This is a genomic window from Sediminibacterium sp. FW305-C-61 (genome assembly GCF_058231065.1).
The window spans coordinates 427,798-441,062 of the sequence record NZ_JBIQXR010000002.1; the positions used below are offsets into that span (position 1 = coordinate 427,798).

At 39.9% G+C, this 13,265-nt stretch carries 7 protein-coding genes; 3 read left to right on the forward strand and 4 right to left on the reverse strand.

What is annotated here, in order from left to right; all coding sequences use genetic code 11:
* The first annotated feature begins 2 nt into the window (after positions 1-2).
* The 3 genes from ACH30E_RS07075 to ACH30E_RS07085 all read left to right on the forward strand — a co-directional run bounded on the left by ACH30E_RS07075 (position 3) and on the right by ACH30E_RS07085 (position 5,237).
* On the forward strand, positions 3-3,452 hold the full coding sequence (locus ACH30E_RS07075; protein WP_490824259.1) for a PAS domain S-box protein: 3,450 nt from the start codon (positions 3-5) through the stop codon (positions 3,450-3,452).
* 434 nt (positions 3,453-3,886) lie between these two features.
* Entirely contained in the window at positions 3,887-4,171 is a 285-nt protein-coding gene (locus ACH30E_RS07080; RefSeq protein WP_490824261.1) for a hypothetical protein, read from the forward strand.
* A gap of 247 nt (positions 4,172-4,418) precedes the next feature.
* A complete protein-coding gene (locus ACH30E_RS07085) occupies positions 4,419-5,237 on the forward strand; it encodes an SOS response-associated peptidase (RefSeq protein WP_490824263.1) in 819 nt (272 codons plus the stop codon).
* A 265-nt stretch (positions 5,238-5,502) separates the two neighbouring features.
* Here ACH30E_RS07085 and dinB read toward each other — a convergent pair whose 3' ends face one another.
* The 4 genes from dinB to ACH30E_RS07105 all read right to left on the reverse strand — a co-directional run bounded on the left by dinB (position 5,503) and on the right by ACH30E_RS07105 (position 12,768).
* Positions 5,503-6,660 carry a DNA polymerase IV gene (dinB, locus tag ACH30E_RS07090; protein WP_490824264.1) on the reverse strand — a complete coding sequence of 386 codons (1,158 nt, stop codon included), beginning with the start codon at positions 6,658-6,660 and terminating at the stop codon, positions 5,503-5,505.
* Positions 6,661-6,705: 45 nt separating this feature from the next.
* A complete protein-coding gene (locus ACH30E_RS07095) occupies positions 6,706-8,925 on the reverse strand; it encodes a hypothetical protein (protein WP_490824265.1) in 2,220 nt (739 codons plus the stop codon).
* A gap of 5 nt (positions 8,926-8,930) precedes the next feature.
* A complete protein-coding gene (locus ACH30E_RS07100; RefSeq protein ID WP_490824266.1) occupies positions 8,931-9,740 on the reverse strand; it encodes a hypothetical protein in 810 nt (269 codons plus the stop codon).
* A gap of 103 nt (positions 9,741-9,843) precedes the next feature.
* The gene (locus ACH30E_RS07105; RefSeq protein ID WP_490824267.1) at positions 9,844-12,768 is read right to left on the reverse strand and encodes a DNA polymerase III subunit alpha; all 2,925 of its coding nucleotides are present in this window, start codon (positions 12,766-12,768) and stop codon (positions 9,844-9,846) included.
* Positions 12,769-13,265: the final 497 nt, after the last annotated feature.

A 13,265-nucleotide genomic window follows, 5' to 3' on the forward strand; every position in this document is an offset into this window, starting at 1 on the left:
CTATGTCTGAACAATTTTTTTTCAATCATGAGCGTTTGAACCGCCTTTTTCCTTTTTACCTTAGGGTAAATAAGGAATTAGAATTGGGTTCATTTGGCAGCTCTATTGAAAAAATGTGTGGATTGAAAAAAAATAGTTCTTTTAACCAGTGTTTTAAAATCGTAAGACCCTTTGTTACTGATACCAATTTCCAAACAATTCGGCAATTGGTAAATCAATTGGTCATTATTGAAACCTGTACTGGAACTAAAACAACATTAAGAGGTCAGTTTGAATGGTTCACTGAAACAGAAGAGATTTTATTTGTAGGGTCACCCTGGATTAATTCCATTGAAGATATACAGGAAAGGGCTTTGGTAATAGATGATTTTGCCAATCATGATCCTTTGATCGATTTGTTACATGTGCTCAAATCAAGGGAGATTACAAATGATGATTTGAAGGAACTGATTGTAACCATTAATACCCAGAAAAAGGAATTACAAAAAGCCAATAAAGAAGCACATGATATAGCATTGTTTCCTACGCAAAGCCCTGATCCCTTAATCAGGATTAATTTCTCTGGTGAAGTTTTAAGAAACAACCCTGCGGCTGCAAAACTGGATTTCTTTGAATACAAGAATAAGGTTTATCGTAACGATGATTTTTTTGCCCTGGTAGCAGCTATAATTGATAAATCAAATCCCCGATGGATCATCGAAGCTAAATCGGACGGACGTGATTATTCCTTTGTTTGTGTTACTATGATGGATGAAGGTTATGTGAATGTTTATGGCAGGGATATTACCCAGCAGAAAAATGACCAGCAGCAACTTGAGCGTTTATCGCTTGTTGCGAGTGCCAATAAACTCGGCGTGCTGTTTACCAACCCTAATGGCCAGATCACCTGGGCTAATGAAGGTTTCTGTAAACTAACCGGTTATAGTCAAGAAGAAATAATTGGAAAAACGCCTGTTGAGCTTTGCAGGGGAGCGTTAACAGATGAGCAGTCATTAACTAAAATTCTGGAATCATTCTTCAGGGGAGAAGGGTTTAGTACCGAAATTATTTATTATCGTAAAGATAAGTCATGGTTCTGGGGCCGGTCGGTGAGTCAGCCTGTATTAAACAAATCCGGACAGATTGTTGAATTTTTTGGATTTATAGAAGATGTTACCGATAAAAAAATAAATGAAGAAAAACTACGCATACTATCTCAAATTGTAGAAGATAACAGTAATGCTGTAATTATTACAGACAAAGAAGGAAGAATAACCTGGGTTAATAAGAGCTTTGTTACCATAACAGGTTATTCTGGTGAAGAGGTAATCGGAAAAAAACCAGGGTCATTTCTTCAGGGACCTGAAACGAATCCCCTTACCGTTTCATACCTGAGCAATCAGATTTTAAAAGGTGAATCCTTTAATGCAGAGATACTTAACTATTCAAAATCTGGTGAAACTTATTGGGTAAGAATAGATGGACAGCCTATTATCAATGAGCAAGGAGAAATTACCGGCTTCTTTGCATTGGAAGCAGATATTACTAAAGAAAAAGAATCTGAAAGCCGCTTCAGAAAAGCACTGGAGAATATTGGTGATAATGTATGGGAACATGATTTCGCCACAGGTAAAACCTATTTTTCAAAAACCAATAATGAGATCCTGGGTTGTTCAACAAATGATCTTTCCAACAATCAGGAAATTTGGTGGGCCAGTGTATATGAAGCTGATAAAGAATTGTTGATAGATAATGACCGGAAGTACAGGGCCGGAGAAATTACCTCACATAGTTTGGAATACAGGATTGTTCATAAAGATGGAACGATTCGTTGGGTGCTAGACAGAGGTGTTGTTATTGAAAAAGGAAGGAACGGTAAACCGATACGTATTACCGGTACACATACAGATATAACTGGACAGAAAAACCTGGAAACTGAATTAATCCGATCCCGTGAACATGCAGAAATGCTTGCAAGGGCCAAAGAAACTTTTTTGGCCAACATGAGCCATGAAATGCGGACACCTATGAATGCCATCATTGGAATGGGTAATCAGCTTAACAAAACCAGCCTGAATGAAAAACAACAATTTTATTTAAATATCATTAACCAGGCAGCAGATAACCTGCTAATTATTATCAATGATATTCTCGATTTGTCTAAAATAGAAGCAGGGAAACTCAACCTTGAAAAAATTGGTTTCTCTCCCAGGAATGTTATTACAAACGCGATGCAGGTAGTAATGCATAAAGCGGAAGAAAAAGGGTTGCAACTAATCAACTCTTATTGCGATAATGAAATATCCAAAATACTCATTGGTGACCCATACCGGTTAAATCAGATACTGCTGAATCTGTTAAGTAATGCGATTAAATTTACCGATAAAGGAAAAGTAGATATTCTACTTGAACTGATTGAAGACAAAGCTGATTCACAGCAAATTTGTTTAACTGTTACTGATTCGGGTATAGGCATGGATCCTGAATTTATCAACCGCTTATTTGATAAATTCAGTCAGGAATCAGACTCTGTTTCCAGACGCTATGGTGGTACAGGTTTGGGGATGAGCATCTGTAAAGAGTTGATTGAGCTGATGAATGGTACGATTAAAGTGTTTAGTAAAAAAGGAGAGGGTACATCAGTGGTGTTATCTCTTGAGTTAAAGAAAGGTACAGATGGTGATCTGATAATTCCTGTAACTGAAGCTGTTTCGGCAGATGTTCTTTCAGGGAAATGTATACTTGTTACGGATGATAACGATATGAATCGTTTGATAGCATCCACTATTCTAAAAAATTATGGTGCATCCGTGATAGAAGCCACAAATGGGGCAGAGGCTTTAGAAACCATTGCCGATGGAGTAGTAGACCTGGTATTGATGGATATTCATATGCCGGTGATGAATGGATTTGAAGCCGCACAACAGATTCGTAAAAACAATAACCCTGTTCCCATTATAGCTTTAACTGCCAATGTAGTGAAAGGCGAGAATGATAAATGTATCGAGGCAGGTATGAACGCTTATATTGCCAAACCTTTTAAAGAAGAGGAGTTTATCAAAACAATTTCATATTGGCTGCACAATCAAAACAATCAACCAATGATTACAAAATTAACGGATTCGGGTTCCACCGAATCATTATATAGTCTTGCTGGCTTAGAGGATATAGCCAGGGGTGATCAGGATTTTATACAAAAAATGATTCTCTTATTCAGTGAACAATCCATACAAATTGTAGGTCAGATAAAACAGTCTTTCAATGCCGGGCAATTTAAAGAAATGGGAGAGGCGGCACATAAGTTAAAACCTTCTATCGATAACCTTAAGATACATTCCCTGGAAAAAGTTATCCGGGAAATAGAAAGAGCGGGGAAAGAAAATGAGCAGGTTGATAACCTTGCCGAACAAATAAGTTTTACAGAAGCCAGGCTAATGGAAGTAGTTGCTGAGATGAAAAAAGAATTGATTTAGTTCGATAGGTATTGATGTTGGGGGAAAATTTGCTTCAAGCTGCAAGCTTCAAGCGACATGCCTTGAGGGTGCTTAATATAGACTTTCTGCTTTTAATGGAATTAAAGAGGGGGGAGAAAATTTAAAGTCAGTTGCTTTAAGAAATAGTTGGTTGCCTTAAATGCACTATTTGCTATTAATAGAACACAGATTTTCATGATTTACAAGATCTATCATGATAAATCCTGAAAATCATGATAATCCGTGTTCCATCATACGCGACTGAATCGGACTAAAATTTGTTGACCGGGAAAAGTATTATCCTTCTCCGTATTTACTGAACAATGTAGCGTAAGAGAAGATGTACTAATACAAATCGAAAATGGGTAGGTCTCTCTACGCAAATAAAAAGCTAAAAATATTAGCATTTTGATATTTTCTTCTTATATTAGCCTATGCAAAAGGCTGGCGAACGATATTCATTTTCCTATCATGGGCAGAGCATACAGGTGCAACCCAAGAAGGTGGGTCGGGATCTTGTGTATGCCCTTTATTTTGAGGATGGCAGGCAGCCGTTAGTGTTAACACTCGCCAAAGCTAATGAAGGTGGTACATTCTGGACATCCTTGCCAGAAGGTCGGCAACCTGAGGCGGAACTTTTCGGGCCGCTGTTAGCCGCCTATAAGCCGAAAGACAAGAAGGTAGAAGTAATATCCAAGCCATTACAGCTCTTCGAATAATTTTGAGTAATTTGTATTAATGGAAACCCCCTTTTATATTGGTTCTTTGTGTATCACTCCCGATACATCTGAAAGAGAGGTCCAGTTTTCTGTTTCTAATCACGAGGGTTATCTGTTCCGGCTCGTTCCGACACCTGAAGGGTTCACCGTTTCACAACTGGATAGAGCACTGGATCAATTCATTGACCAATCCTTGGTCAAACTTGTCAGTGATACCATTGAAAGCCATTATAGTTAAGTTTGTCTTATGTGTTATTATAACGGACAAAAGGTTACCCATGCTGAGTTTATACGCCTGAAGAGCCTGGAGAAGGCTGTTTCACAATATGATTTTCTGGATCGGGACTTGCATGATGGGTTTGCCTATGGAAATATCGCGGTATTAAAACCCATAGAGGGAAAGCAGGATTTTGATCTGTTGCAGATGGAATGGGGATTTGTTCCGGATAGTTGGTTTGGAAAGCCGCTTGATACCAGAGAGAAGGTTGAACAGTGGCGGAGAGGGTATAAGGATGCGAAGGGGAAATTTATTCCGGGTATTACGACACTTAATGCGATATCTGAAGAGATGTTGTTGCCGAATAAGATTTACCGTGAGTCGGCACTCAAAAGAAGATGTCTGGTTTTATCTACCGGTTTTTTTGAATGGAGGCATTTTTTTCCTTTAAATAAACGTACCGGTGAACCTGTAAAGACTGCGATTAAAATTCCGCATCATATACGTGTTAAGGATCAGCCTTATTTTTTCATGGCCGGTATTTATAAACCATGGACGGATAAGACAACGGGCGAAACAGTAGATACGGTTTCTATCTGCACGACGGCAGCGCCTGAAGGTCATATCATGGCGAAGATTCATAATAGTAAAATGCGGATGCCTACGATACTTAATGAGGACTTAGCTTGGGAATGGTTGTTTGGGGATTTGAGCGAAGAGCAGATTACAACGATAGGAGGTACACAGTTTCCTTCGGAGCTGATGGAGGCATGGACGGTGGCGAAGGATTTTAAAACAGCCAATCACTCAAGTGAAAGATTTGAATGGGCAGAATTACCAGTTGACTAACCTATGAAAGATACAATTGAAGATAATTTCAGTTGCTTTGGTTTATTATGATATTGTGGACCTACTTTTCCTTTGAAATATACCCTTCCATAAAAATCAATTACTGAAAACCAAAAACTTACTAGGGGAATATCCATATAACGCTTATAATTTTTACCTGCTTCTTTCGCATTGTTAATACGAGCGTTATAAAAATTCTTGAAAAAAGGATAAGTATACTTTTTCTGTATAGTGTTCAATAGCAAGTTTTTTATAATAAAAAGTATCAAATGCCCGCTGCTTTAATCATATAATGCTCTCCAAATTGCTTTTTCACACTATCAATTGCCTGATAAAGTTTGATGTGTTCGTGCGTGTCCTGGAACAGGTCGATCTGGTAGTTACCAGGAATGAGGTTCGAGAAACGGACGCCGATGAGGCGGATAAGTAGACGGCGGGTGTTTACCTTAAGGAAGAGCTCTTTCACTGTTTGGAGGATGATGTGGTCCTGGTTGGTATAAGGAACGGTCTTTTGGGATGTGTGCGTGTCGAAGTCACTGTAACGGATCTTTACGGAGATGCAGCCGGTGAGTTTGTTTTCCTGGCGCAGTTGGAAGGCGATTTTTTCGGTCATGCGGACGAGTTGGGCATTCAGGAAATTAAGGTCGATCGTGTCCTGTTGAAAGGTCTGTTCTGTGGAAATGCTTTTTGCTTCGTGGAAAGGGATCACGGGAGATTCGTCAATGCCGTTTGCTTTGCGATGCAGGTCAATGCCAGGTTTTCCCATTAGGTTGGTAAGTAGTTCTACCGGAATTTTTGATAGGGTTTCTACTTTGTGGATGCCCATGTTGATGAGCAGGATTTTTGTTTTGTCGCCGACTCCCGGGAGACGGTCGATTTTTAAGGGGGCGAGATAGGATCGCTCGTTGCCGAAGGGGATTTCGAGCTGGCCATTGGGCTTGACTTCGTTGGTCGCTACTTTGCTTACCAGTTTATTACTGGCGAGGGCGTATGAAATGGGGAGGCCGGTTTCCTTCACGATGAACTGCTTTAGCTCCCGGCTGTACTTGCTACACCCAAAGAATTTTTCCATTCCGGTCATGTCGATATAGAATTCATCGATCGACGATTTTTCAAACAACGGGACTCGATCACGGATCACATCGGTCACGAGATGAGAATATTTGCTGTAGGTCTCATAGTCCCCGCGCACCACAATCGCATCGGAACACAATCGCAGCGCAGCTTTCATCGGCATTGCTGAGCGGACACCGAATTTCCGGGCCTCATAACTGCAGGATGCCACCACGCCACGGTCGCCTGTACCGCCCACCAGCACTGGTTTCCCGATCAATTTAGCATTGATCAGACGTTCGACTGAGACGAAAAAGGTGTCGAGGTCAAGGTGGATGATATTGCGGTTAATTGGGGACAAGGCTGGCAAAATACTAAATATTTTAGCATTTTGCCAGCCTTGTAAAATGATTATTTATGGAATTATTTGTATTGGGATACTTGTAACCCCCTCCCGGGAGTTTATTTTGATATAATAGGTCCCGGGTTTATGGTTACCAATCATTAAGGAAATGATATGGTCGCCTTTTTCTTTGAATTCCATTTTACCATAATTCTTAAGCACAATACCTAATCCGTCAACAAGCGATATATTTAATAAATCATTGCCGGTTTTGGAATTGAATTTGAGTTTAAAAACCGAAGAACTATGCAAAGGATTCGGAAAACCAATGGGACTTTTATTCTTTGTTGATTTGGTTACTAAGTTGTCATTTGATTTTGCAATTTTTATATTTTCTAATGGTTGATCAAATCCACTGATAACACGGTTTGTTTTGTAATCATTACTTTGACAAAAAGCGTTGACGCTGTATTCATCACCATATTCAGCAAGCGTATACGGTTTACCATTGTATCCATCCTGACACCAGTCGTATGGATCAAATGTTATATTCGGGTTATCATTAACCGCAACATCGACTTTGTATTTCTGAACGATTAGTATGTCCTGGCAGGTTACTCCCGGTGGGCAATCTTTTCTTCTTAAATGAAATATAAGTTTTAAAGAAAGGTCTCTGTTATAGTTTGTAAAGGGAACGCCGAGCCAACCGTCCCAAATCCAGAATCTCCTTTGATAAAAGTTACATAAATTCCAGTAGTCGCTTCTATAAGTAAATTCATAGTCTTCTGATCTGGCCTCAAAAATTCTAAAGTCATCTACAACGGTAGTATTACTGTAATAGCCAAGTGATGGATTGTTCACATACCCAACGGTAGCATTTCTATATGATTTTCTTCCTGGAGTTTCATCAAACATGAGTGCGGCTTCTACCTCAACTATCTCCAGGTTTGCTGCAGGGTTTAAGAGAATTTTCACAGGTTCAAGTAATTTAAGCATGGCCCATTCTCTATACCCATCTACCGCATCAGTCATAGTCCATGCTCCAAATTTCGGAGCTTTTAGTAAAGTTACAACACCCATTATTTTATTGTAATAAGGGTATTCCTCTGTAGTATTAGCCGGAATGGAACTTCCTGGTGTTTTAAGAATGATGGGCTGAAAATTAAGTTCATTTGATATATTTCCTGTAATTTTTGTTGACATATCTATTGCCAAAGGTTGTATTTTGACCTGTTGTACATTACTTGCTTTACCACCTCCAGTGAAGAAACTAAAAAGTGACAATGCTTCCTTAAATCCATTATAAGCACCGAGGCCCAGAGTGAGAAAGGTATTATTCGAAATATTAGTTAAAAAACTGCTTACTCCATTTAGTACATTTTGCTTTTCAGTTGCTGATATTGAATCATCTCCATTGTATGCATGATCAATATAGTTTCCTAACAGAGCTGTACTGTTAAAAAACTGTGTCGCTTTTTTAGGACCGTTCTCAATAAGTTTGTCAAATGAAAGTTTATTATTTACCTGATTACTGCTTGAACTTAAATCAACAAGTGTACCTGTAGTGGTACCTGTCGCTGCAATGGTATAACTGACGGATAAAAATGGTGTAATAATAATTTTTGAATTATAAAGACAAGTACAAGGATCGTATGTCATAGGAAAGTCTGCATAAAACCATGCATCTGCATCATTGATATAGGTATTTACAGAATGGAAAGATGGCTGTTGCAATGGAAATGTGCTTGTTAAAGGCTTTACTTCTCCCCCAGATAACATTAAAAGCGATGAAGCATAGCTATTCCCTCCTGAGGAAGAAAAAAAAGAAACCTTTACCGACATTGAATTATAGTCTGCGTTTCTGTCTCCGATGATGAAAAAGACACGTAGGGTACCTGTATATTTATTATAAAGAACCACATAAGGATTTGTCACTGGAGTAATAGCCAGCGTTCCATTGTCATTATAGCCATTATCTTTTGTAATAAGTTCCCATCCATCCTTGTACAACATGTCCTTTGAATCGAGTAGATTGTTTGTTATAGGATTATTCGTTTGATAAAAAGGACTGGCCACTGTTGTCGTAAATCCATTTCTTATCCAGTTCAACTGATAGGAGGGGCTGGTCCAATCAAAGTAGTTTAGTTTGGCTGGTGAATGGGTGTTAATCGGATTACCCGGATTGGTACTGATTGGTCCGGTTGGCGGACAATCCTGGGCAAATATTTTAGCCGTGTTAAGCAATAGGATGCCTCCCATTGCCATAGCAATGGTTGTAAATTTTAATCTCATAAACTTTAGTTTTTGGTGCCTATAAATTTTTTATAATAGTAGGTGGGATTACTGATGGTGCCATATTCAAGTTCATCTGCGTATCGATAATCTATGATGATTTTGTTGCCTTGGAGTACCAGACTTCCTGAAACACTTACGCAACCATAATTTTTTCCGGGTTCATAAAATGTTGCAGAATTATACCCTGCAACCATTTCAACGCCAGGCTTTATTTCTTCTTGTGAAGGAGGGATTGAGCCCTGATAACATCCTTTGTTAATATTTTTTATCCAATAACCATAAAATGCATTATAACGGTTTTCTCCCTTTATGGTCACTGTAAAAGGAGGTTCATTTTCTCCCTGGTTTATTCCAGTATAGGACCCTACTATTCGGCTTTGTGTAATTGGTTTTACTACCAGGATTTTTGTAACCGTGACTGTATTGGTATCTTTCCTGCATGGGAGTAGTTCCGGATCATACTTTAGCTTAACCTGAACGGTAATTTCCGCATCTCCTCCAGTAGGAAACCTTAATCGCAGTTTTGGGACATTATAAAATTTATTTCCCCCTACATTCCATTCGATAGATTTAAAGGGACTAAAAAGAGATTGTTCACTTAGCATGAGGTTAGCGTCAAGCACCGCAAAAGAACCGTCAAGAATAGTGTCGGTAAGAAAGTACTTTTGCCCAACTTCTTCATATATCCTGATGGCAGGAACAATATTGCTAATCTGTTGGCATAACTCATTTTCTTTATCTACGTGTTTTTTACAACCACCAATCAGGAGCAGCACAAACAGGCAAATGGATATTGGTTTCGCTATCAACATATATGGATATTTTGGTAAATGTCAAGTTTCTTTTCTCAATACATGTTAACTAAATATTATGTAATTATTTAGTCCATTAAAAATATTGTTAATGTGATCTTGCCTATAAGGATGCATACGACCTGTTTTTGTAGCCTATTTTTTGTAAGTGATTCACTTCCAGGCTAAATACGCCGAAGTCTTCTGTTACTTTTCCTTTTAGTTTATAAAAACCGCTGCTGTGTAGTGGATAGCGTTTGGCTGTAGTGGGGAAGTGGACGGTGTCGATCCAGTCGAGGTTGCTGTCGACAAATGTGCCGAAGAACATGGTGTCTGCGTTTTTGGTGATGACGTGTTTACGGGCTATGAAATAGGCCAGCATGGTGATGGTTTTTCCTTTGTATTTGGGCATTGCACGGGCGGGTGTGTAGTCTGCGGGGTTAGCATCGGCAAGGGCGAAGGGGTTTGTGGTGCAGAAGCCCATGATTTCCATCTGGTCGTATAAATCATCGATCGGGTCGTCGGTGAGTTCGGGGAGTTCGAAGTTCAACGACAGTGGTTCGTCGAACATTACAGGGCCGTGCGTGACACTCATTTTCTTTTGTAAGAAGTTCGCTTCCCAGAGCAGGGTCTTTTTGGACTTGCCGGTGAAACGGAAGGCACCGATGCGGATCAGGATATTCAATTGTTCGAGGCCGGGTTGCAGGCGCTCGATGAAGTCAGTCAGGCTTTTGTAAGGGCCATTGATTTCACGGTTCAAAGTGATTTCCTGGATCAAGCAATCCTGCAATGACTTGATATGGATAAAGCCGGTATATACTTTTTGATTGTGTATTGTAGTTAAAACTTCACTGTGGTTTACGCAAGGCAAATGAATATCGCCACCGCATTTCAGCAGTTCGAGAAAATACAATTCACGTGAATAGAAGCCGCCGAAATTATTGATCACAGCAACCATGAATTCTTGTGGGTAGTAGGTTTTGAGATAGAGGCTCATATAACTCTCTACCGCGAAAGAAGCTGAATGTGCTTTGTTGAAACTGTATCCTGCAAAGGATTCCATCTGCCGCCATACTTCGGCTACTTCTGCGGGATCTCTGCCAAGGGCAATCGCTGATGTAAAGAATTCCTGTTTGATTTCCCGGAACTTATTATGCGAGCGATACTTTCCACTCATGGCACGACGTAAGATATCTGCCTTACCCAAAGAGAGTCCGCCATAATAATGCGCAATCTTAATCACATCTTCCTGGAATACCATTACCCCAAATGTTTCGCCCAGGTGTTCTTTGAACAAAGGATGGATGTATTCAACCAAAGATGGATCATGAAATCGTTCGATGTAGGCGCGCATCATACCGGATTGTGCTACACCAGGACGAATGATCGAAGAGGCAGCGACCAGTGTCAGGTAATCATCGCAACGCAGTTTTTTCAAAAGCTGGCGCATGGCCGGTGACTCGATGTAAAAACAACCGATGGTATTGGCTTCACGGATCTGCTTTTTGATGTTTTCGTCAGTAAAGAATTTTTTAGTGTCGTGGATGTCGATGTGTTTGCCATGGTGTAGTTGGATCAGTTCGAGCGTACTGCGAATATGACCGAGGCCCCGCTGTGAGAGTACATCGAATTTATTTAAACCGATGTCTTCTGCCGTAAACATATCCATCAATGCTGCTTGAAAACCTTTTGGTGGCATGAACATCGATGTGTATTCAGTGATGGGTTTATCTGAGATTAATACACCACAGGGATGTAATGATGGATTATAAGGGAAGCCGCGCATCATTTCACCATAGTGTTTGATCTTGCGTGTAGTTGCGCAAACCGGTTGATAATCTCGTTGAAAGGATTTGATTTCTTCATCCGGCAGGCCGTAGACTTTTCCGAGCTGGCGTATGATAGAGTCGGTTTTAAAAGTGGGACATGACCCCAACAAAGCCACATATTTTTTACCATAACGTTTGAAAAGATAGTCCATAACTTCATCGCGATCGGTCCAGGAAAAATCAATGTCAAAATCAGGCGGAGAAGTCCTTTCAGGATTTAAGAAACGTTCAAAATATAAATTCAGTTCCATAGGATCAACGTCTGTTATGCCAAGGCAATAAGCAACGATGGAGTTGGCGCCACTGCCACGACCCACATGGTAAAAGCCCTGTTCATTGGCATAGCGCACCATGTCATGATTGATCAGAAAATAAGTGGTGAAACCTAAATCGTTGATGACTTTTAATTCATAGTCTAGCCGCTCTGCCGCTTTTTTATTGCGTTTGCCGTAACGACGGATGAGACCAGATCGGGCCAGTTTATCCAGTAAAATGAAATCATCTTCTTTTGAGCCGCCGAATACCTGTCGGGTTTTGTCGACTTCAAAATCCATTTCAATATGACATACATCCAGGAGTTTGTATGTATTGGTAACAAGGGTAGGGTGGTGCCTGCATTGCGCCAATAGTTTCGTGGGGCTTACAAATACGTCTTCTCTGTTGCAACAGGTTTTTGGGTCCAGTTGTGAAAGCAGGATGTTCTGGTCAATAGCCCTTAATAAGCAATGCAGGTAAAAATGTTCTTTGTTCTCTACCACTACCGGCTGATGAATAACATGATGCTCAGTAGGAGTGAAGTTGTACAGGGATTTTAGTTCATAAGGTTTGATGCCGATACGTTCGTTGGCCCTTAGTTTCAAAAGATCTTTAGACTCATGCGGGTAGATGATAAAAACATCGTCCATTGCGTTCGGGTCAGGGGGGAAATCTGTTTTATTGATCAGATGATTTGATAAAAAAGTATTTAACCATTGAAGGCCCTGGTTATTTTTTGCAAGTAACAGGTATAGATGTTCGCATTTGTTTCGAATGTCAACACCGAGTACTGGTTTGATACCCGCTTCATGACAAAGTTTTACGAATTCCCAATGATCGTAGGTGGAGTTGATGTTGCATAATGTAAGTGTTGTAATGCCATGTTCAACAGCCGCTTTTATGAGGTCTGCAGTGGAGTAGGTGCCGAAACAGAAGGAATAGAATGTTTTGGAGTCTAAGTACATTGATTAGTAACCTTATCTACGCGAGATTACTAAATAATTTAGCAAAATGCTAATCTTATTTTTCTTACTTGACAATCAACGAATTACAAAACATGATAAAATATGTAGATCGTAATATGAATCAATGCCCGCAGGTTTTTATCTCTTCCTTCTCCATAGGGTGTACATAAAAGGAGAAGTTCTACGCATCAGTCTCCTGAGGTAAGAAGGGATGTTGCGGGCTACACAGCTAGGGGGTGTCATTTATTGTTTGAATTACCTATTTGTAAATGAATAGTCGTGAGTAATACTCAATGATTAACATGCCTCTGTGTAAACGGTCGCAGAGTCCTCTGCGAGAGACTTCTGCGGGGAACGTTCATAGAAAGTAGACTCTGCGGTGAAGGAAGCCTTGAATAGTGCTTGTTTTAGGTTTTTTGCTATTGTTTGAATAAATGGCAGGGCTTGCTAATTAGAAAATTTAAAGTCAGTTGCTTTAAGAAATAGTTGGTTGCCTT